This window comes from Mycobacterium persicum, from assembly GCF_002086915.1.
Classification (GTDB): domain Bacteria; phylum Actinomycetota; class Actinomycetes; order Mycobacteriales; family Mycobacteriaceae; genus Mycobacterium; species Mycobacterium persicum.
The window spans coordinates 731,086-751,570 of the sequence record NZ_MWQA01000001.1 but is presented as its reverse complement, the minus strand read 5'-3'; the positions used below and the strand labels follow the sequence as shown (position 1 = coordinate 751,570).

The 20,485-nt window shown below is 68.0% G+C and carries 21 protein-coding genes and 1 tRNA gene; 15 read left to right on the top strand and 7 right to left on the bottom strand.

Features of this window, described 5'->3' with window-relative positions; genetic code table 11:
- Positions 1–31: 31 nt before the first annotated feature.
- The 3 genes from B4U45_RS03345 to aceE all read right to left on the bottom strand — a co-directional run bounded on the left by B4U45_RS03345 (position 32) and on the right by aceE (position 5,337).
- A complete protein-coding gene (locus tag B4U45_RS03345) occupies positions 32–949 on the bottom strand; it encodes an ACP S-malonyltransferase (protein WP_075545277.1) in 918 nt (305 codons plus the stop codon).
- Positions 950–1,121: 172 nt separating this feature from the next.
- Complete coding sequence (locus B4U45_RS03340; protein WP_075545276.1) at positions 1,122–2,453, bottom strand: PucR family transcriptional regulator; 1,332 nt, start codon at positions 2,451–2,453, stop codon at positions 1,122–1,124.
- A gap of 91 nt (positions 2,454–2,544) precedes the next feature.
- A complete protein-coding gene (aceE, locus tag B4U45_RS03335) occupies positions 2,545–5,337 on the bottom strand; it encodes a pyruvate dehydrogenase (acetyl-transferring), homodimeric type (protein ID WP_075545275.1) in 2,793 nt (930 codons plus the stop codon).
- A gap of 198 nt (positions 5,338–5,535) precedes the next feature.
- On the opposite strand from aceE, the gene B4U45_RS03330 reads away from it, so the two are divergent.
- The 4 genes from B4U45_RS03330 to B4U45_RS03315 all read left to right on the top strand — a co-directional run bounded on the left by B4U45_RS03330 (position 5,536) and on the right by B4U45_RS03315 (position 7,243).
- A complete protein-coding gene (locus B4U45_RS03330) occupies positions 5,536–6,138 on the top strand; it encodes a hypothetical protein (RefSeq protein ID WP_089025258.1) in 603 nt (200 codons plus the stop codon).
- An 81-nt stretch (positions 6,139–6,219) separates the two neighbouring features.
- Entirely contained in the window at positions 6,220–6,642 is a 423-nt protein-coding gene (locus B4U45_RS03325; RefSeq protein ID WP_075545274.1) for a DUF3052 domain-containing protein, read from the top strand.
- Positions 6,642–7,112 (top strand): peroxiredoxin, encoded by a 471-nt coding sequence (locus tag B4U45_RS03320; RefSeq protein WP_075545273.1) that lies wholly within the window; start codon positions 6,642–6,644, stop codon positions 7,110–7,112. The genes B4U45_RS03325 and B4U45_RS03320 overlap by 1 nt, the downstream gene beginning before the upstream one ends.
- A 56-nt stretch (positions 7,113–7,168) precedes the next feature.
- Positions 7,169–7,243 (top strand) — tRNA-Val (locus B4U45_RS03315).
- Between the two features lie 158 nt (positions 7,244–7,401).
- Here B4U45_RS03315 and B4U45_RS28865 read toward each other — a convergent pair.
- Positions 7,402–7,590, bottom strand: a complete 189-nt coding sequence (locus B4U45_RS28865) for a hypothetical protein (RefSeq protein ID WP_075545272.1) — start codon at positions 7,588–7,590, stop codon at positions 7,402–7,404.
- Between the two features lie 99 nt (positions 7,591–7,689).
- On the opposite strand from B4U45_RS28865, the gene B4U45_RS03305 reads away from it, so the two are divergent.
- The 7 genes from B4U45_RS03305 to B4U45_RS03275 all read left to right on the top strand — a co-directional run bounded on the left by B4U45_RS03305 (position 7,690) and on the right by B4U45_RS03275 (position 14,346).
- Positions 7,690–9,381, top strand: a complete 1,692-nt coding sequence (locus B4U45_RS03305) for an HsdM family class I SAM-dependent methyltransferase (RefSeq protein WP_259641784.1) — start codon at positions 7,690–7,692, stop codon at positions 9,379–9,381.
- Positions 9,368–10,111 carry a hypothetical protein gene (locus B4U45_RS03300; RefSeq protein WP_198929503.1) on the top strand — a complete coding sequence of 248 codons (744 nt, stop codon included), beginning with the start codon at positions 9,368–9,370 and terminating at the stop codon, positions 10,109–10,111. Before B4U45_RS03305 ends, B4U45_RS03300 begins: the two co-directional genes overlap by 14 nt.
- Positions 10,112–10,545: 434 nt before the next feature.
- Entirely contained in the window at positions 10,546–10,746 is a 201-nt protein-coding gene (locus B4U45_RS03295) for a hypothetical protein (protein ID WP_023365061.1), read from the top strand.
- 9 nt (positions 10,747–10,755) lie between these two features.
- Positions 10,756–11,883, top strand: a complete 1,128-nt coding sequence (locus B4U45_RS03290; protein ID WP_075545271.1) for an epoxide hydrolase family protein — start codon at positions 10,756–10,758, stop codon at positions 11,881–11,883.
- 51 nt (positions 11,884–11,934) lie between these two features.
- Entirely contained in the window at positions 11,935–12,864 is a 930-nt protein-coding gene (locus tag B4U45_RS03285) for a cation diffusion facilitator family transporter (RefSeq protein ID WP_075545270.1), read from the top strand.
- A gap of 70 nt (positions 12,865–12,934) precedes the next feature.
- A complete protein-coding gene (locus tag B4U45_RS03280; RefSeq protein WP_158006290.1) occupies positions 12,935–13,096 on the top strand; it encodes a hypothetical protein in 162 nt (53 codons plus the stop codon).
- A 308-nt stretch (positions 13,097–13,404) separates the two neighbouring features.
- The gene (locus B4U45_RS03275; protein WP_083154191.1) at positions 13,405–14,346 is read left to right on the top strand and encodes a cobalamin biosynthesis protein; all 942 of its coding nucleotides are present in this window, start codon (positions 13,405–13,407) and stop codon (positions 14,344–14,346) included.
- On the opposite strand, the gene B4U45_RS03270 is transcribed toward B4U45_RS03275, so the two are convergent.
- The 3 genes from B4U45_RS03270 to B4U45_RS03260 are packed head-to-tail and all read right to left on the bottom strand — an operon-like array spanning position 14,328 to position 16,289.
- Complete coding sequence (locus B4U45_RS03270) at positions 14,328–15,143, bottom strand: SURF1 family cytochrome oxidase biogenesis protein (protein ID WP_116671194.1); 816 nt, start codon at positions 15,141–15,143, stop codon at positions 14,328–14,330. The two genes, B4U45_RS03275 and B4U45_RS03270, sit on opposite strands and share 19 nt — an antisense overlap.
- An 11-nt stretch (positions 15,144–15,154) precedes the next feature.
- A complete protein-coding gene (locus tag B4U45_RS03265; RefSeq protein WP_075545268.1) occupies positions 15,155–15,652 on the bottom strand; it encodes a low molecular weight protein-tyrosine-phosphatase in 498 nt (165 codons plus the stop codon).
- The gene (locus tag B4U45_RS03260) at positions 15,645–16,289 is read right to left on the bottom strand and encodes an HAD hydrolase-like protein (protein WP_075545303.1); all 645 of its coding nucleotides are present in this window, start codon (positions 16,287–16,289) and stop codon (positions 15,645–15,647) included. The genes B4U45_RS03265 and B4U45_RS03260 overlap by 8 nt, the downstream gene beginning before the upstream one ends.
- Positions 16,290–16,506: 217 nt before the next feature.
- Between B4U45_RS03260 and cobC the strand changes: the two genes are divergently transcribed.
- The 4 genes from cobC to B4U45_RS03240 all read left to right on the top strand — a co-directional run.
- Positions 16,507–17,559: an Rv2231c family histidinol phosphate aminotransferase CobC gene (gene cobC / locus B4U45_RS03255; protein ID WP_083154193.1), complete on the top strand. Its 1,053-nt coding sequence runs from the start codon at positions 16,507–16,509 to the stop codon at positions 17,557–17,559.
- Positions 17,556–18,692 carry a Nif3-like dinuclear metal center hexameric protein gene (locus B4U45_RS03250; protein ID WP_075545267.1) on the top strand — a complete coding sequence of 379 codons (1,137 nt, stop codon included), beginning with the start codon at positions 17,556–17,558 and terminating at the stop codon, positions 18,690–18,692. The genes cobC and B4U45_RS03250 overlap by 4 nt, the downstream gene beginning before the upstream one ends.
- On the top strand, positions 18,689–19,426 hold the full coding sequence (locus tag B4U45_RS03245; protein ID WP_075545266.1) for a zinc ribbon domain-containing protein: 738 nt from the start codon (positions 18,689–18,691) through the stop codon (positions 19,424–19,426). The genes B4U45_RS03250 and B4U45_RS03245 overlap by 4 nt, the downstream gene beginning before the upstream one ends.
- The coding region (locus tag B4U45_RS03240) for a bifunctional RNase H/acid phosphatase (RefSeq protein ID WP_219859315.1) at positions 19,423–20,485 on the top strand (1,063 nt) is incomplete at its 3' end. The genes B4U45_RS03245 and B4U45_RS03240, both read left to right, overlap by 4 nt.

Below are 20,485 nucleotides of genomic sequence, written 5' to 3'. Positions count from 1 at the left end.
TACTTTTGTTGGTTCTGGACGAATCCTGCGGTTACAGGCTTGCCAACTCGTCCAGATCTGCGGGTGACTTGACGGCGCGCGTCGGAACCCCCCGAAGTTCGCGTTTGGCGATGCCGGTGAGGGTGCCCGCGGGGGGGAACTCCACGATCGCCGTGACTGGGCCCTCTGCGTGGTCACGCAGATAGGCGGTGCACAGGTCCCAGCGCACCGGCTGAGTGAGCTGGGAGACCAGGGTCGACATCGCCGCAGCCGCGGAAGTGACGGGCTTTCCGTCGCGGTTGGACAGCAGCGTGGCGGTGGGCTCGGCGGTCGCGATGCCGGCCGCCGCGGCGGCGTAGCCCTCCAGGGCCGGGGCCATGAACTGGGTGTGGAACGCTCCGGCGACGCCCAGCGCACGCACCCGGGCCTTGGCGGGCGGGTCCTCGGTCAGCTTTTCCAGGGCGGTCAGCCGGCCGGCGGCGACGATCTGGCCGGCGGCGTTGCGGTTGGCCGGTACCAGGTCGAGTTGCTCGAGACGACTCAGCACCTCGGCTTCGTCGCCGCCGAGCACCGCCGACATACCGGTCGGCTCGGCGGCGCACGCCTTGGCCATCTCGGCGCCGCGGGTTGCGGCCAGTGCGACGGCGTCGTCGGCGGCCATCACCCCGGCTATCGCGTAGGCCGCGATCTCGCCGACGGAGTGGCCGGCCACGATGAACTCCCGGCCCACCAGCAGACCCCTCTGTGTCAGCTCCTGGTAAGCCAGCAGGGTGGCCGCAACGATCAACGGCTGAGCGACCGCCGTGTCGGTGATCTCCTCGGTCGACGCGGTGGTGCCCAGGCGGGCCAGGTCCAGGCCACTGGCCTGCGACCACGAGGCGATCCGGTCCGCCGCGCCTGGCAATTCCAGCCACGGCGACAGCATTCCCTCGGTCTGGGAGCCCTGTCCGGGCGCAAGCAACGCAATCACGTGTCTAAGAGAACACTGTGGAAACGGTTTTGCGCCGTGTAACAGATTATGAACCTGGTCTTAGGTTTTTGTGGAGACCCTACAAAACGGCCGCGTAAGCTACGTGTTTGAGACCGACCCGCGATCTGTGCCCTGAATCACTATTGTCCCGGTTGGGCCGTGGGGCCCAGCCTCAGGCCCCTTCCGCACCCCGCCTGAGCGGGAGCGGAACCGCTGCGATGGCATTGTTCGCCGCGCCGGAATGCGGTGCCGGATAGTTGAGCTGGCCCACCGTGGCGGCCACTCGCAGGACATAGGCATCGCGCGGTTGGGTCGGATCACGCCCGGTGAAGTCGGTGATCCGCTTGAGCCGGTACCGGATGGTGTTTGGATGAACGAACAACTTCCTGGCACACGCCTCAATCGCGCCGCCACAATCCAGATACGCATCCAGCGTCTCGATGAGCGTCGGGCCGGCGTCGGCCAAGGGCCGCATCACGTCGGTATGCAACGCCACGATCGCCGAGGCGTCACCCATCAGGGCGCGTTCCGGTAGCAATTCACGGGCCAGCACCGGGCGCGGCGCGCCGCGCCAGCCGGCGACCGCGTTCATCCCCGAAATCGCCTCGCTCGCACTGTGATAGGCCGCGGTGAGCATGGGAGCGGTCGGCCCGATCACCACCGGCCCGTCGGAGAACGCCTCCAGGAGGTCCTTGAGGAATTTATCGGTGGGCGACAAGTGTCCGGACACGATGGCCACCAGCCAGGTGCCGTGCACGTCGGTGAGCGCTGCGCGGCCGTGGCGGGCGGCGATGTCGCGGACGTCCTGGCTGGCGCGCTTGCTGCCGTCCTCGTTATTCGAGCCGTCGCGCCCCGGCGCCGGGGTGCCCACCACCACCGTTGCCGGCGCGGTGGTGTCCCAGTTCAGCGCCGCCGCCCGGGACAGCAGCTCCGGACCGGTGTCGCCACGTACCACCGCGTCAACCACGCTGGCTTCCATCCGGCTGTCCCAGGTGCCGCGCGCTTCGGCGGCGTCGGCGTAGGCGGAGGCGGCGGTGAACGCCAGGTCCCGGCTGTACTTCAAAATGCCCACGGTCAGCGCGGTCAACTGCTCCTCCGAGCGAGCCAGCAGCGGCACCACTTCTTCGAAGAACTCCATGGTGACCCGCACCATGTCGACGGTGTGACGCAACGCGATTCGTCGGGTCAGATCCTGGGGCACCAATTCGAACGCCTGGGCGGTATAGCTCACGTCGCTGTGCGGATCCTGCATCCACTCGACGAAGTTGACCACGGCCGTCTGCACCACCAGTGCGACGCTGGCGCGCTGGGACGCCTCCAGGTCGGCGAAGAACGGCAGCCGCTCCTGCATCGCCGAGACCGCCTCGGTGGCCAGCCGGCCCGAATACTGCTTCAACCGCCGCAGCAACGAATCGGGCACGGTGTCCAGCAGTTCGAGCGGTGATCTGGACGACGCGAGCTTCGCCAATGGCGAAAACTGGGGCGAGAACTGGTTGTCGTTCACCCCTAAAAGCTACGCCCGTTTTCTGGAACTTCCCCCCAAAGCGCTCGGCGAGTTCTTAGTGTGGTCTTATTCAGCTCGCGCGCTGAATCCGCTAGGTCGCCGTGCCGGCGTCGGCATCCTGCTTCGCTGCCGCCTGCACATTGTCGATCTGGTACTGACGGGCGGCGGCCACCGCCACCGACGGGTCGATTTCACCGTCGCGGGCCAACGCCTCCAGCACGGCGACGACCGTCGACTCGGCGTCGGTGTTGAAGTAGCGCCGCGCCGCGGGACGGGTGTCGGAGAAGCCGAACCCGTCGGTTCCCAGCGTCACGTAGGTGCCGGGCACCCAGGGGCGGATCTGTTCGGGGACCGCACGCATCCAGTCCGACACCGCCACCACCGGGCCGGCGGCATCGGACAGCGCCTTGGTCACGTACGCCTCACCCGCCGGCTGGCCGGGGTTGCGCAGCCGTTGCTTCTCGACGGACACCCCGTCGCGGTTCAGCTCACTCCAACTGGTGACCGACCACACATCGGCGGCCACGTCCCACTCGGTGGCCAGCAACTCGGCCGCCCGCAGCGCGTCGGGCATCGACACGCCCGACGCCAGGATCTGCGCCTTGCTGGAGCGTTGCTCGGTGGCCGCGTGGTACCGGTAGATACCCCGCAGCACGCCCTCGGGATCGAAGTTCTCCGGCTCGGGCGGCTGCACGTAGGGCTCGTTGTAGACCGTGATGTAGAAGAACACGTTCTCCGGGTTCTCCCCGAACATGCGCGCCAGTCCGCTTTCCACGATGTAGGCGATCTCGTAGGCGAACGCCGGGTCGTAGGAGACCACCGCCGGGTTCGTGGCGGCCAGCAGCAGCGAGTGGCCGTCGGCGTGTTGCAGGCCTTCGCCCGTCAGCGTGGTGCGGCCCGCGGTGGCGCCCAGCAGGAACCCGCGCGCCATCTGGTCGCCAGCGGCCCACAAACCGTCGCCGGTGCGCTGGAAACCGAACATCGAATAGAAGATATAGACCGGGATCATCGGCTCGTTGTGGGTCGCATACGACGTGCCGGCCGCGATGAACGAGCCCACCGCCCCGGCTTCGTTGATGCCCTCGTGCAGGATGTGGCCGACTTCGCTTTCCCGGTAGGCCAGCATCAGTTCGGCGTCGACGGCGGTGTAGAGCTGGCCGAGACGGTTGTAGATCTTCAACGACGGGAACCAGGAGTCCATCCCGAAGGTGCGGGCCTCGTCCGGAATGATCGGGACGATTCGCGGGCCAACCTCTTTGTCCCGCAACACTTCTTTGAAGGTGCGCACCGTGGCCATGGTGGTGGCGACCTCTTGGTTTCCGGATCCCTTCTTCAGTGCGGCATAGATATTGCGGCCGGGAAGCTTCAGTGCCTTGGTCTTGGTCCGGCGTTCGGGCACGAAGCCGCCGAGGGTGCGGCGCCGGTCGAGCATGTACCGGATCTCCGGGGCGTCCGGGCCCGGGTGGTAATACGGCGGCAGGTAGGGATCTTCGTCGAGCTGGGCGTCGCTGACCGGGATCCGCATGGCGTCCCGGAAGTACTTGAGATCTTCCAGCGCAAGCTTTTTCATCTGGTGGGTGGCGTTGCGGCCCTGGAAGTGCGCGCCCAGCGAATAGCCCTTGATGGTCTTGGCCAGGATCACCGTCGGCTGTCCCTTGTGGTCGACGGCAGCCTTGTAGGCGGCGTAGACCTTGCGGTAGTCGTGGCCGCCGCGCTTGAGGTTCCAAATCTCGGAATCGGTCATGTTTGCTACCAGCGCCTTGGTGCGCGGGTCGCGGCCGAAGAAGTGGTCGCGCACATAGGCGCCGTCGTTGGCCTTATAGGTCTGGTAATCGCCATCGGGGGTGACGTTCATCAGGTTGACCAGCGCGCCGTCCTTGTCGGCGTGCAGCAGGGCATCCCATTCACGGCCCCACACCACCTTGATCACGTTCCAGCCGGCTCCGCGGAAGAACGACTCCAGCTCCTGGATGATCTTGCCGTTGCCGCGCACCGGGCCGTCGAGGCGCTGCAGGTTGCAGTTGATCACGAAGGTCAGGTTGTCCAGGCCTTCCAGCGCCCCGATATGTGCCAGCCCGCGGCTTTCGGGCTCATCCATCTCGCCGTCGCCCAGAAAGCACCACACGTGCTGGTCGGAGGTGTCCTTGAGGCCGCGGTCGTGCAGGTAGTGGTTGAACCGCGCCTGGTAGATGGCGTTGAGCGGGCCCAGGCCCATCGAGACGGTAGGGAATTCCCAGAAGTCGGGCATCAGCCGCGGGTGCGGGTAGGAAGGCAACCCGCCGCCGGGATGGCTGTGCTCCTGGCGGAAGCCATCGAGCTGGTCTGCGCTGAGTCGTCCTTCCAGGAACGCGCGCGCGTAGATCCCGGGAGAGGCGTGGCCCTGGATGAAGATCTGATCACCGCCGCCGGGATGCGACTTGCCGCGGAAGAAGTGGTTGAAACCGACCTCGTAGAGCGCCGCGGACGACGCGTAAGTCGAGATATGACCACCCACGCCCACCCCGGGCCGTTGCGCACGGTGCACCATGATTGCCGCGTTCCATCTGATCCAGGTCCGGTAGCGGCGTTCGACGTCCTCGTCGCCGGGGAACCACGGCTCCAGCTCGGTCGGGATGGTGTTGACGTAGTCCGTCGACGTCAGTGCCGGGATGGCCACCCGTTGTTCGCCGGCGCGTTCCAGTAGCCGCAGCATCAGGTAGCGCGCCCGCGCCGGGCCGGAGCGCTCCAGCATCTCGTCGAAGGACTCCAGCCATTCCGAGGTCTCTTCGGGGTCGATGTCGGGCAGATAGGACGCCACGCCTTCGCGGATAACCCGAACGCGGTCGGGTTCGCTTGCGCTGCTTGGGGTTTTGGCCAAATCGTGGCGGGCGAACTCGGTGGTCACGCGCTACTCCTGGAGTCGGCGGGTGTGCTGCTTGGGACGCGTAGGTGGTCCGTCCCCCTATCGTGCCGCACCGACGTCGCGGGCGGATAGCCGCCGCCCGATCGAGGCTGCGGGACCCTGGCCGCCGGCGGCATCGGCACCGGCCGGAGACGGAGCGTCGCGGACAATTGACGCCCCCACCCGGTAACGTCACTAGCCGTGCTCATCGGATGGCGTGCCGCCGCTGGCCGGCACGCGGGGGTGGTGGCGAGTCTGAGTGCCAGGCGAGTCGCCCAGGTCTGCGGTTGCATTGCGGTGCTGCTGATGGCGATCGTGGGGTGTACCAGCGTCACCGAGGGCACCGCGACTCCCGACACCAAGGTCGCTCCGGCCTACCGGTCGTCGGTCTCGGTGTCGCTGTCGGCCTCGTCGGCGACGTCGAGTATCCGCGAATCCCAGCGCCAGCAGTCGCTGACGACCAAGGCGATCCGCAGCTCCTGCGAGACCTTGGCAACCACCAGCAAGGACGCCATCGACAAGGTGAATGCCTTTGTGTCGGCGTTCAATGCCGGCCGCAGCACCGGGCCGACCGAGGGCCCGGCCATCGAAGCGCTCAACAACAGCGCCTCATCGGTGACGGGCAGTCTCAGCGACGCGCTGTCCAGGGAGATGCGCGACGCGTTCAACGCCTATGCCGATGCGGCGCTGGCGGTGGCGAACGCCATCGGCACCCATGCACCGACCGGCGAATTCAACCGGCGAGTCGATCAGCTCAACGACACCAAGACCAAGGCGCTGAAAATGTGCATGGCCTCCTATTGAGGCGGCGTTATTGGCTCGATGGCGTTTGTGCGACGATAGTGCCATCACGCGTCGTGTGGCTGAACAAAGGGAGGTTCCACGGTGGTCGCGGCGGATCACGCCCCGAGCTACGCTCGCAAACTGGGCATCCAACGAGACCAAGTCGTCCAGGAGTGGGGCTGGGACGAAGATGCCGACGACGACATCCGCGCGGCGGTCGAGGAAGCCTGCGGCAGCGAGCTGCTGGATGAAGACACCGACGAGGTCGTGGACGTCGTGTTGCTGTGGTGGCGCTACGGCGACGGAGATCTGGTGGACACCCTGATGGACGCCATCAGCCCGCTCGCCGAGGACGGCGTGATCTGGGTGCTGACGCCCAAGACCGGCCGGCCCGGCCATGTGCTGCCCGCCGACATCGCCGAGGCGGCGCCCACCGCCGGGTTGATGCCGACGTCGTCGGTCAACCTCGGGGACTGGAGCGCCAGCCGGCTGGTCCAGCCGAAGTCACGGGCCGGGAAGCGCTGATGCTCGACGTCGGGGCCACCGCCCCGGACTTCACGCTGCGCGACCAGAATCAACAACCCGTCACTCTCAGCGACTACCGAAGGCTCCCTGGCGCGAAGAATGTGCTGCTGGTGTTCTTCCCGCTGGCCTTCACCGGGATCTGTCAGGGCGAGCTGGACCAACTGCGTGACCACCTGCCTGAGTTCGAGAACGATGACAGTGCGGCACTTGCCATTTCGGTGGGTCCACCGCCGACGCACAAGATTTGGGCGACGCAGAGCGGATTCACCTTTCCGGTGCTGTCCGATTTCTGGCCGCACGGTGGGGTCAGCCAGGCCTACGGCGTGTTCAACGACCAGGCCGGCGTCTCCAACCGTGGGACGTTCGTGGTGGACCGGACAGGGATCATCCGGTTCGCCGAGATGAAACAGCCCGGCGAGGCCCGTGATCAGCGGTTGTGGACGGATGCGCTGGCGGCTTTGCAAGCCTGAAGGTTTGGGCGGGTGGGCCGCGGGCGGGTAGCCTGCTGCGGACCCCCGGGATTCAAGGGCGCGTAGCTCAGTGGTAGAGCTCTGGTTTTACACACCAGCGGTCGGCGGTTCGATACCGTCCGCGCCCACCAACGAAAACGCCAGGTAGACAAGGGCCAGCCCGTTTTCTTGCAGCCATGATTTACCCTGCTTGCTGCCACCGTGATGGCAATGTGGCGGCAGGACGACAGCGCGTTCTTGAACCTTTCGTCGTCTTTGAGTCCCGACGACAAGATTCTCGTCGCGGTGGTCAACGACAACGACGGCCCGCCGCTGTCGCCCGCCGGGCGGCGTCGCGGGGGGCCCGCAAGGCCCGCGACATGTTCATCGGCAGGCCGAAGAAGCTCGGCGCCGATAAGTCCGCGGCTGCCCGCCGGATGCGCGACAGCGGCGAGTAGGTGCCGATCATCGCCGCCACGCTCGGCATCAGCCGGGCCACGCTGTACCGCTATTTGGCCGACGACTAAGCGGCTTACCGTCCCGCCGCACCGATCACGCGCCCGACACTTCCCCTCCTTTCTCGGGTTCCTCCGCCGGATTGTCGGCCCGGCAAGGCAAGATTTTCGGCATGGTGCTGGGGGCCGACACGGCGACGCTTCGCAAGGCTCGGGGCGCGTTCTTCACCCCAGAGGCCGTCGCGCGCTACATCACTGAATGGGCCGTGCGCAGCACGTCGGACCGCATCATCGAACCCTCATGCGGCGAGGCGTCGTTCCTTCTGGCTGCGGTGGAGCGGCTGGCAGCGCTGCACACCCCCGGCGGAGCCGATCAGTACGCCGCCCTCGATGGTGTCGAACTGCATGACGCCTCCGCCCGCGCGGCGCGGAAGCTGCTGCGGAACGCCGGAGTCGAGGCGCACGTGATGGTCAACGACTTCTTTTGCGTCGCCCCGACCGGCTCGTATGACGTTGTGATTGGCAACCCGCCCTACATCCGGTATCAGGAGTTCTCCGGTACGGCGAGGGCGCGGTCACGCGCGGCGGCGCTGCGCGCGGGCGTCGGCCTGACTAACCTGGCATCCAGCTGGGCCGCGTTCGCGGTGCACTCGGCTCTGTTCCTGCGGCCCGGCGGACGCATGGGCCTGGTCCTGCCGGCGGAATTGCTGAGCGTCAACTACGCCGCCGAGGTGCGCCGGTTCCTGCTGGCCACGTTCGCCCGCGTCGATCTGGTGCTATTCACGGAGCGGGTGTTCCCCGACGCCCAAGAGGAGGTGCTGCTGCTCCTGGCAGACGGTTACCAGGAGGGGCCGACCGACCACGCATCCATCTATCAGGCGCGCAACGCCGCCGAACTGCCGACGATTGCCGCCGGGCGTACCTGGACGCCAACCCGGCCCGAGGAGAAGTGGACGCCTTCGCTGCTGTCCGCCGACGCGCTCAACACCTACATGGGCCTGCTGTCCAGTGGGTGCTTCACCGTGCTCGAAAGCTGGGGGGACACGACGCTGGGCATGGTCACCGGCAACAACAAATACTTCGCGCTATCGCCTGCGCGAGTGGCGGACCTCGGCCTTGAACCAACCGACATCTTGCGGCTGTCGCCGCCTGGCAGCCGCCATCTGCGCGGGCTGGCGTTCGGGGCAGCCGCACTCAACGAGCTAGGCCGAAACGGCTCCGCCACCTGGCTGTTCCGCCCGCCGGGTGAGCCGTCTCCGGCGGCGCGGGCTTACATCGCCGCCGGCGAGGCCGCTGGTGTCCACACGGCCTACAAGTGCCGCGTGCGCAAGCCGTGGTGGCGGGTGCCGAGCCTGGCTCCGGCTGACCTGCTGCTGACGTACATGAACGCCGACACCGCTCGGGTGACAACCAATGCCGCCAAAGCCGCGCACCTGAATTCAGTGCACGGTGTCTATCTCACGCCGAAGCTCCAAAAGCTCGGTAAGGCGCTGCTTCCGCTGGCGTCGTTGACGTCGATGACCCTCGTGGGTGCTGAGACCGTGGGCCGCGCATATGGCGGCGGGATGCTCAAGCTGGAGCCCCGCGAAGCCGACAGGCTGCCAGTGCCTCCGGCGGCGCTGGTCGAAGCCGCCGCCGACCGCCTGACGAACATCCGCCCGCAGGTGGCCGCGCTGCTGCGCGGCGGCAAGCTCCTCGCGGCCTCGAAGCTGGTCGATGACGTTCTGCTGGTCGGGGAGCTGGGCATAGCGCGCACGCAGGTCAGAGTGCTGCGCGAAGCCCACGCGGAACTTACCGCCCGCCGGGCCGCGAGGGGTCGCCGTGGCGCGAATTGATGACCTTCTTATCGGCGCGATCAAGGCCGCTGGACCAAAGCCGCCCGACGACGCTCCGCAGGGGCAGAAGAATCCGTGGGGCAACAAGATCAGCGCCGCCCTCGCGCTAGCCGTCGCTCAAGAGTTACGGGCGCGCGGCATGGATGGAGCCCGGCCCGCCGGTCCGGGGGAGATCGGTCTGTCAGGCGCGGAGCGGCGGCTCGCTGGTGGCCTCGGAGCCAAGAAGGTCGATGTCACCTGGGCCACCGAGGAATCTGGCCTGATGCTGGCCTGCTCGGTCAAGACGATCATGTTCCGCGATAGCGTCGGTGGGCATTTCCAGAAGAACCTCACCAACCGGCGCGGCGACCTGCTGTTCGAGTCCACCACGTTGCATCGCCGGTTCCCGTTCGCGGTGGTGGCCGGGTTCTTCTTCTTCGACATCGGCGCGGCTAGCGATCACACACCGCGTCGCAACAGCACCTTCGAGAACGTTTTCCCTAGGTTTCGGTTGTTCACCGGACGCGCCGACCCAGCTGACCGCGACGAGCAATTCGAACGGCTGTACGTGCTGCTGGTGGACTCCAACCCATTCGCGCCGTCGGTCATCTGCCACGAAGTTAATAGCCCGCAAGCACCGGTCGCCCTCGGAGTTGTGTTCGACGACCTCATCGAACTGACCGCCGAGCGCAATTTCGACATGTACGAGACGGCCGGCGACGGCAACATCAGGAAGGCTCGCAGCAAGTAGCTTGACGGGTGTTCAAGCCCAGCAATACCGACCTACTTCGAGAAGAATCCGCTCACCCTCACGGTGAAGGTTGGGCAGTTCGCGTCGTAAAGACTGGCCGTGAAGGTTGCTCTGAATTCGTACGGCGCATCGATCAGGAAGTACGGTACAGAATCACTCTTGTGAGCTGCGGAAACGCATAGATTTCGTACTGTAGGTTTTATTTCCCGTTGGCGTACACATTTGCCTGACCGGGGTCGGACTGGTGCGGGCGCTGGTGAGATTCGCCCGCGACGCTGCGATGGTGGTGCTGCTGCCGGTGGTGCTGGCGCTGCCCGCCAGGGTCGGCTTTACCCACCAGCGGTCGGCGGCTTGATCCCGTCCGCGCCCCCCTGCTGCGCGAGCGCGGCGTCATACCCGCCGCGTTGTCGGTGACGAGCGGGTATGGCAAGGTCGTGGACGTGGGTGAGCTATCTGGTTCTCAGAGCGACGGTGCGGGACGGCAGAAGTCGAGACCGCCGGTGCGGCCGCTGTCATCGGACCAGCAGCCGGCGACCAAGGCGGACCTGTATGCCGCGGTGGACGCGATGCGCGCCGACATGCGCGAGCTGCTCGAGCAGATCAGCACACTGATCAAAGAAGCCAACAAGAAATAGTCTTGCGGCGTGAGGCCGTTTCGCATCGACGTCTCCGACGACGTCCTGGATGATCTGCAGTCCCGTCTGGCGCGCACCCGCTGGCCCGACGCCGAGTGTGTGGACGACTGGAGCCAGGGCATTCCGCTGGCTTACACCCGCGACCTGGCCGCCTACTGGGCCAACGACTACGACTGGCGGACACGCGAAGCGGCGCTGAACCGCTTCGACCAATTCATCACCGAAATCGACGGGCTGGATATCCATTTCATCCATCACCGGTCGCCGCATGACGACGCCTTCCCGTTGCTGATCACGCATGGCTGGCCGGGTTCGATCGTGGAGTTCCACAAGGTGATCGAGCCGCTGACCAATCCCACCGCCCACGGCGGACGCGCCGACGACGCCTTCCATGTCGTCTGCCCGTCGCTTCCCGGCTACGGCTTCTCCGGCAAGCCGAGCCGCACCGGCTGGGGGGTCGAGAAAATCGCGCAGGCCTGGGAGACGCTCCTGCAACGTCTCGGCTACCGGCGCTACGGCGCCCAGGGCGGCGACTGGGGAGCGGCCGTCACCACCCAGATCGGCCGCAACGCCGGCCTTTCCGAAGGCCACTGCGTGGCCATCCACCTGAACATGCCGATCGCCTGGCCCACCGCCGACGAGCCCACCGACGACGAACGGCAGGCGCTGCAGGACCTGGACCACCACCGCAAGTGGGGCACCGGCTATTCCAAGCAGCAAGCAACCCGGCCCCAGACCCTGGGCTATGGCCTGGTCGATTCCCCGGTGGGACAACTTGCCTGGATCGTCGAGAAGTTCTGGGCATGGATGGACTGCGACGGCAACCCCGAAAACGTGCTGAGCCGCGACGAGCTGCTGGACAACGTGATGATGTACTGGGTGACCGGCACCGCGGCATCCTCGGCCCGGTTGTACTGGGAAAGCATGAAGAGCTTCCGTCCGAGCGGCCGCGTCGAAATACCCACCGGTGTCGCGTCTTTCCCCAAGGAGATCCTGCGGGCGTCGCGGCGCTGGTGTGAGCCGAACTACCACATCACCCACTGGACGACCATGCCGCGCGGCGGGCACTTCGCCGCATTCGAACAACCCGATCTGTTCGTCGAGGACGTCCGTAGGTTTTTCGCGACGGTGCGCTGACGTTCCGCCTCACCCTCGGCGCGCCGAGCACCAAGTGGCACGCTATTGGGCATGCATGTGATCAATGGTCTGCGCGATCCGGCAGCCGGGTTCCCTCTGGCGAACCGGTTCGACGACCGGGCGGAGCGGCGCCGGGCCAATCGTGCTGTCGCGCTGAGCGCTGCCGGTTTGGCGCTGACGGGTCTGATCGAACTGGCGATCGCCATGGTGTCGGGGTCGGTGGCGTTGCTCGGCGACGCCCTGCACAATCTGTCCGATGTCTCGACGAGTCTGGTGGTGTTCGTCGGATTTCGGAGCTCGCGGAAGGCGGCGAGCCAGCGCTATCCCTATGGGCTGGAGCGGGCCGAGGATCTCGCCGGCATCGGGGTGGCGTTGGTGATCTGGGCCAGCGCCGCGGTTGCCGGAGTCGAAAGTGTGGACAAGCTGCTGCGGCACGGGACCACCCAGCATGTGGGCTGGGGCATCGCCGCGGCGGCGGTCGGCATCGCCGGCAATCAGCTGGTGGCGCGCTACAAGCTGGTCGTCGGCCGCCGAATTCAGTCGTCGACCATGATCGCCGACGCCAAGCATTCCTGGCTGGACGCGCTGTCGTCGGCGGGCGCGCTGCTGGGTTTGTGCGGGGTCGCCGCGGGCTGGGGATGGGCCGACGGCGTTGCCGGCATCGTGGTGACGGGATTCATCTGCCATGTCGGTTGGGAGGTGACCTCAGACATCGGCCACCGGTTGCTCGACGGGGTGGATCCAGCTGTCATCGCCACCGCGGAGGCGGTCGCCGCCGCCACACCGGGGGTCAGCCACGCTCACGCTCGCGCCCGTTGGACCGGGCGCACGCTGCGTGTGGAGGTGGAGGGCTGGCTTGATCCGGCGACCTCGGTGGCCGAGGCCGACACGACCGGCCGTCTGGTGGCCGAACGGCTGTCCGCGGAGCTACCCGAGATGCGTAGTTTCGTCTGGGCGGCGCGTAGCGCGCAGCCGGTCTGATACGGCGGTATGCGACGAGACTCTCACCGGCCCGGAGGTTGGCCCGGCTAAAAATGGGCACATTCCCGGCATGACGATCGAACCGTCACCCCGCGATATCGATGCTGCGGCGGCTGGCCTGCCTAAACTGCCGGTCGAGCCGGGTTGGTACGGCCATGCCCGGGAGGTGTGGTGGATGCTGGCGGCACAGCTGGTCATTGTCCTTGCGCTGATCGCCGTCTTGGTGATGTAGCCCTCGGGTGACGATTGTTACCCGGCGCACAGGTTGGTCCGGTCATAAGTGGGCACCCGTGCACAGGTGAGCAGTCAACCTTCACCTCCGCCTCCTGACCCGCCCAACCTGTCACCGAAAGGCAAGTGGGGTGTCGCCCCGTCGACGAGTCCCCAAGTGACGCGCCCCGGGCGCAGCTCAAAGCATGCTCCGCTGCTTTGGTGGGTTTTGGCCGCGCTGGTTGTGGTGGTGATCGTGCTGCTGGCCATCGTGCTGATCGTCTAAGCCGCCCCGGCCGCCACGAAGCGGACGTATGAGACGCTGCCGGGGTGGTTGCGTCGACGCGGCAGGCCCGGATCGCCGGCGTCCTGGTGGGTTACCTGGCCGACCTCGCGCTGGGCGACCCGAAGCGGGGTCATCCGGTCGCGGTGTTCGGGCAGCTGGCCGCAAAGCTGGAGCAGACCAGCTATCGCGACAGCAAGCTCGCCGGGATGACGTACGTCGGGGCATTGGTCGGTGCCGTGTGCCTGCTGGGCGCGGTGCTGCAGCGGGGTCCGGGCAGGCTGCGGTCCGTTGCGGCCACGGCGACGGCCACCTGGGTGTCACTGGGTGGGATGTCGTTGGCTCGCACCGGCCGGGCGATGGCCGAGCTGCTGGAGTGCGGCGACGTCGAGGCGGCGCGACGGCTGCTGCCGTCGTTGTGTGGGCGCGATCCTGCCGATCTGGACCTGCCCGGCTTGACCCGCGCGTCGCTGGAGTCGGTGGCCGAGAACACCTCCGATGCCCAGGTGGCGCCGCTGCTGTGGGCGGCGATCGGCGGCACGCCTGCGGTGCTGGGATACCGCGCGGTCAACACGCTGGATTCGATGATCGGCTACCGCTCGCCAAGGTATCTCCGATTCGGTTGGGCCGCAGCACGATTGGATGATGTAGCCAACTACGCCGGGGCGCGCGTGACCGCGATGCTGGTGGTGCTGTGCGCACCGCTGGCCGGCGGATCACCGTTGGGCGCCCTCCGGGCCTGGCGTCGCGACGCCGCGCGCCATCCCAGCCCCAACGCCGGCGTCGTAGAGGCGGCGTTCGCCGGGGCGCTGGGCGTGCGGCTCGGCGGGCCCACCCGGTACCGCCACGGGCTGCAGATCCGGCCCACCCTCGGCGACGGCCGTCAGCCCACGGTCGCCGATCTGCGCCGGGCCGTGCTGCTGTCGCGGGCGGTGCAGGCCGGGGCGGCGGTGGGCGTTGGGTTGATGCTCTACCGGCGGCGGCCGTAGCGGTCGGCGAGTTTCTCCTCGACCGTCATCGGCTCCTCCGCCGGCGGGGGCTCGTGTCGCTCGCGGCGGCGGGCCCGCAGCTCGGCGTAGGCGAAATAACCCAGTCCGATCGGCGCCAGGATGCCGAAGGTAATCCACTGGATGCCGTAGGACAGAAACGGTCCGGCATCCAGATGCGGTATCCCGATCAGGCCCAGTCCGCCGGGCTGGTCCTCGACCAACTGCAGATAGGACCCGGCCAGCGGAACCCCGGTCAACGTCGACACCTGTGCCGTACTGATCGAATACACCTGCGGGAAACCGTCTCTGGTGAACGGCTCCTTGCCCATAGCCGTCGGTTCGGAATCGCGCAGTCGCGCCGTGATGGTCACGGTCTGCTCCGGCGGGCGCGGGATCGGCGGTACGTGTGAGCCGGGCTCGGGCCGCACGTAACCGCGGTCGACCAGCACGGTCGGCCCGTCGTCGACCGCGAATGGCGCCAGCACCTCGAACGCCTGCTCGCCGTCGACCACCCGCAGCCGGGCCACCACCTGCGCGTCCGGCAGGTAGTGCCCGGTCGCCGTCACCCTGCGCCACTGCGCACCGGGGGCCGATGAATCCTGTTGCGGCAGAATAGTTTTCAATGGTACCGGAGGTGTGTGCAGGGAGTAGTCGATTTGGCGGTTCTCCCGGGAGGTCTTGGTGTTCTTTCCCAGCTGCCACGGGGCCAGCACCGTGAAGCACAGGTAGGTGAACGCGATCACCACCAGGGCCAGCGCTATCCATCCCGGCCGCAGCAGGAAGGCCGGGCTGGGGATCCGTCTGGGAATCACGGGGATCCGTTCTGCGCCAGCTGCTCGTCCACCCAGTCATGCAGGCCGGGCAGCGCGGCCTCGATGACGGCGAAAACTTGCTCGAATTCGTCATGCCCGCCGTAATACGGATCGTCGACGTCGAGGGCGTGGGCGCTCGAACGGGGGTCGAACGAGCGCAGCATGCGCAGCTTCGCATCCTCGACACCGAGCTGGCGCAGTAGCCGAGCGTGGTTGCGGCCCAAGGCAATCACCAGGTCTGCCGCCAGATGCCCGGCATCGATCTGCGCGGCGCGGTGCTCGGTGGGGTAGCCGTGGGCGCGCAGCACCCGGCGGGCCCGCTCGTCGACCCCGTTGCCGATATGCCAGTCGCCGGTGCCGGCGCTGGTCACCCGCACGGCATCTCCCAAGCCGCGCTCCCTGAGTTGGTGGGCGAACATCTTCTCGGCCATCGGCGAACGGCAGATGTTGCCGGTGCACACGAAGGTGACGTGCAAGGTTGGCGGATCAGACACCCAGCGCCTCCCGCAGCTCGTCGATGGTGCGGGCGTGCCTGACGAGGGTGGCGTCGGTGGCGTCGGCCGCGTCACTGCCGAAATCGTCCTGCCCGTACCCCCAGCCGACCACCACAGTGTCGATGCCGTGCGCTGCCGCACCCTCGACGTCATGGTTGCGGTCGCCGACCATGAGGACCCGCTCGGGCAGCGGCCGCAGCTGGGCGAGCGCGTGGCCCAGCACCTCGGTCTTGCTGCTCCGGGAGCCGTCACCACTGGCTCCGGCGATGACCTCGAAATGTTGCTCCAGCCCGAAGTGCGCAAGGATGCGCCGCGCCGTTGGCTCGAGCTTGCACGTGGCCACCGCCAGCCGGACTCCGGCGGCGCGCAGATCGCCCAGCAGCGGCGCTATCCCGTCGAACACGGTGTTCATCGCCCAGCCGCGGGCGCCGTACTCGGCCCGGAAAGCCGCGATCGCGTCGTCGACACGATCGCCGAGCTCCATCGCCCGGAAGGTGTCGTCCATTGGCGGGCCGACGATCCATGCGGCCAGGTCGCCCTCGGGAACGGCGGCGCCGATGTGGTCGAGCGCATGGCGAAAGCTCGCCACGATCCCGTGTGCCGAATCGGTCAGGGTCCCGTCGAGATCGAAGATCACCAGCTGCGGCGACCCGTCGGAGACGGTGGGAGGGCGGCGGGCGGCGCCGCAGTCGGGCGAATCGGTCGCGATCGAACCTGTCACGCCTTCCATTGTCGGTGATGCGGCGGGGTGTCCGGCACCGACCGGCGTTAGCGCCAGTCGGCGGACGAGGCCGCCGCAAACCCCGGCCACGCCGGATGCCTGGGTAGTCCACCGGCGCACTAGTGTTTCACTGGTGGCGGATCTGGATCACAGCGCGTCGATTTGCCTCGCCGCGGCGCGTTATCACGGTGATCAGGCCGTGGCGCCCGACATGCTGGATTTCGCGGTCAATGTCCGTGACACCCGACCGCCGCAGTGGCTTGTCGACGTTCTGGCGGCCCGGCTGGCTGATCTGGCCCGCTATCCCAGCGCGGACGAGGTGCGCCGGGCGCGACAGGCGGTAGCCGCACGGCACGGCCGAACCCGCGACGAAGTGCTGCCCCTGGCCGGGGCGGCGGAGGGCTTCGCGTTGTTGCCCAACCTGGCTCCGGCGCGCGCGGCGATCATCGCGCCCTCGTTCACCGAGCCGGCGGTGGCGCTGAGCGCCGCCGGAATCCCGGTGGACCACGTTGTCCTCGAGCCGCCGTTCGGCCTGGCCGGTGTGGCGGTGCCCGAGGCGGCCGACCTCGTGGTGGTGGGCAACCCGACCAATCCGACCTCGGTGTTGCACACCCGCGAGCAGTTGCTGGCGTTGCGGCGGCCGGGGCGAATCCTGGTCGTCGACGAAGCGTTCGCGGATTCGGTTCCCGGGGAGCCGGAGTCGCTGGCCGGCGACTGCCTGGCTGATGTGCTGGTGCTGCGCAGCCTGACCAAGACGTGGTCGCTGGCCGGGTTGCGGGTGGGTTATGCCCTCGGCGCGCCGGAGGTGCTGGCCCGCCTGACCGCGCGGCGCGCGCACTGGCCGGTGGGCACGCTGCAACTGGCGGCCATCGCGGCGTGCTGTGCGCCCGAAGCGGTGGCCGAGGCCGCCGCCGGCGCCCAGCGGCTGGCGGCCCTGCGCGCGGCGATGGTGGCCGGCCTGACATCGGTGGGTGCCACGGTGGTCAACGGTTGCGCACCGTTTGTGTTGTTCGGCATGCCGGATGCCGAGAGAGTCCGAAATGACTTGCACCACAAGCGAATTGCGGTGCGTCGCTGCGATACGTTCGTCGGCCTGGGCGACCGGTATCTGCGCGCGGCCGTGCGCGCGGAGTGGCCGCGGCTGGTTGCGGCCATCGGTTGCGGGCACGGCGGGAGGGACCGATGAGTGTGCGGTTGGCTGACGTCATCGAGGTGCTGGACCAGGCGTATCCGCCGCGGCTCGCCGAGTCGTGGGATTCGGTCGGCCTGGTCTGTGGCGATCCGGCCGACGTGGTGAATTCGGTGACCGTCGCGGTGGACGCGACGGCGGCGGTCGTCGACGAAGTTCCCGACGGGGGCCTGCTGCTGGCCCATCATCCGTTGCTGTTGCGCGGGGTCGATACCGTGGCTGCCGATACGCCCAAGGGTGCGCTCGTGCACCGCTTGATCCGGTCGGGCAAGTCGCTGTTCACCGCGCACACCAATGCCGACTCGGTGTCGCCGGGGGTCTCCGACGCGCTGGCGCAGGCGCTGGGCCTGACCGTCGAAGGGGTGCTCGACCCGTTGCCCGGTGCGGCCGATCAGGACAAGTGGGTCATCTACGTGCCGCGGGAGTCCGCGGATGTGGTGCGGGCGGCGGTATTTGACGCCGGTGCCGGACACATCGGTGACTACTCGCACTGCAGCTGGAGCGTTACCGGTACCGGACAGTTCCTCGCGCTGGAGGGGGCATCGCCCGCAATCGGCGTCGTCGGCACCGTCGAACAGGTGGCCGAGGATCGGGTGGAGGTGGTCGCACCCGCGCGGGCGCGGGCCGCGGTGCTGGCGGCGATGCGGGCCGCGCACCCCTACGAGGAACCAGCATTCGACATCTTCGCCCTGGTGCCGCCGCCGGCCGGTGTCGGGTTGGGGCGGATCGGCATACTGCCCCGGCCGGAACCGCTGCGCGACTTCGTCTCCCGGGTCTGCGCGGCGCTGCCCGCGACGTCCTGGGGAGTGCGTGCCGCCGGTGATCCCGCCCTGCCGGTTTCGCGGGTGGCCGTCTGCGGCGGCGCCGGGGACTCGTTGCTGGGCGCCGCGGCCGGGGCGCAGGTGCAGGCCTATGTCACCGCCGATCTGCGGCACCACCCCGCCGACGAGCACTGCCGGTCCTCACCCGTGGCCCTGATCGACCTCGCACACTGGGCCAGCGAATTCCCGTGGTGCGACCAAGCCGCCGGCGTGCTGCGGTCCCATTTCGGTGCGTCGCTGCCGGTGCGGGTGTCCACCATCCGCACCGATCCGTGGAATATGGCAACAAGACCTGGAGACGGGACATGAAAGCCGAAGCGGCGCAGCAACGTTCGCTATTGGAACTGGCGAAGCTGGATGCCGAGCTGTCGCGGATCGCGCATCGGTCCACGCATCTGCCCCAGCGAGAGGCCTACGAGCGGATGCAGATCGAGCACAACGCCGCCGGTGACCGGCTGGCCGCCGTGCGAATCGCCATGGAGGACTTGGACACCCAGGTGTCGCGATTCGAGGCAGAAATCGATGCGGTGCGCAAGCGCGAGGAGCGGGACCGGTCGCTGCTCACGTCCGGCGCCACGGACGCCAAACAACTGTCGGACTTGCAGCACGAACTGGAGACGCTGGAACGTCGTCAGGCCAGCCTGGAAGATTCGCTGCTGGAGGTGATGGAGCGCCGCGAGGAACTGCAGGCCCGGCAGGTCGCCGAGTCGGCGGCCTTGGAGAAGTTGCACACCGAGCTGGACGGCGCCCGGCAAGCCCTGGACGCCGCGCTGGCCGAACTCGAGCAGTCCCGCCGGGAACGTTCCTCGCGACGCGAGGAACTCAGCGCCTCGTTGAATCCCGACCTCGTTGCCCTCTATGAGCGGCAGCGGGCCGGGGGAGGGCCGGGCGCCGGACCGTTGCAGGGTCATCGGTGTGGGGCCTGCCGGATCGAGATCGGCCGCGGCGAGCTGGCCCGGATCTCGGCGGCCGCCGACGACGATGTGTTGCGGTGCCCGGAATGTGGTGCAATCCTATTGCGGGTCAAGGGTTTTGAGCAGTGAAAGTCATCATCGAAGCCGACGGCGGGTCGCGGGGCAACCCCGGGCCGGCCGGTTACGGCGCGGTGGTGTGGACCACGGACCGCTCGACCGTGCTGGCGGAGTCCAAGCAGGCGATCGGCCGGGCCACCAACAACGTCGCCGAATACCGCGGGTTGATCGCCGGCCTGGACGACGCGGTGAAGCTGGGCGCCACCGAGGCAACGGTCCTGATGGACTCCAAGCTGGTGGTGGAGCAGATGTGCGGGCGCTGGAAGGTCAAGCACCCGGACCTGGTGGAACTGCATGCGCAGGCTCAGGCGCTGGCACGGCACTTCCGCCGGATCAGCTACGGGTGGGTGCCGCGGTCGCGGAATGCGTATGCCGATCGGTTGGCCAACGAAGCGATGGATGCCGCGGTTCGCACCGATCGCCGTGGGGACAACAGGACCGTGCCGGTGGTGGCTGTTGCCGACCCGCCGCACAAGCTGGCGACCGAGTCCCCGACAGCTCCCGGATGGACGGGCCGACGCGGTGCGGCCACCCGGCTGCTGTTGTTGCGGCATGGGCAGACCGAGCTGTCGGTGCAGCGCCGCTATTCGGGACGGGGCAACCCGGCGCTGAACGAAGTGGGATGGCGGCAGGCCGGGCTGGCCGCCCGCTATCTCGCGCAGCGCGGCGGGATCGCGGCGGTGGTGTCCTCGCCGTTGCAGCGGGCCTATGACACGGCGACGACGGCGGCCCGGGCCCTGGGTCTGGAGGTGAGCGTCGACGACGACCTCGTCGAGACCGACTTCGGCGCCTGGGAGGGAATGACTTTCGCGGAGGCTGCCGAACGCGACCCCGAGCTGCACCGGCGCTGGCTGCGTGACACCAGCGCCACGCCCCCAGGTGGGGAGAGTTTCGACGACGTGCTGCTGCGGGTTCGTCGCGGGCGTGACCGGATCATCGCCGGGTACGAGGGCGCCACAGTCCTAGTGGTCTCGCACGTCACACCGATCAAGATGTTGTTGCGGCTGGCGCTGGATGCCGGGGCGGGCGTCCTGTACCGGTTGCATCTTGACCTGGCGTCGCTGAGCATCG

Bases quoted from the DNA above. Each gene is read 5' to 3' on its own strand.
- B4U45_RS03320 (WP_075545273.1), top strand. From the start codon at position 6,642: ATGCTCGACGTCGGGGCCACCGCCCCGGACTTCACGCTGCGCGACCAG.
- B4U45_RS03285 (WP_075545270.1), top strand. From the start codon at position 11,935: ATGCATGTGATCAATGGTCTGCGCGATCCGGCAGCCGGGTTCCCTCTG.
- B4U45_RS03280 (WP_158006290.1), top strand. From the start codon at position 12,935: ATGACGATCGAACCGTCACCCCGCGATATCGATGCTGCGGCGGCTGGC.
- B4U45_RS03250 (WP_075545267.1), top strand. From the start codon at position 17,556: ATGAGTGTGCGGTTGGCTGACGTCATCGAGGTGCTGGACCAGGCGTAT.
- B4U45_RS03245 (WP_075545266.1), top strand. From the start codon at position 18,689: ATGAAAGCCGAAGCGGCGCAGCAACGTTCGCTATTGGAACTGGCGAAG.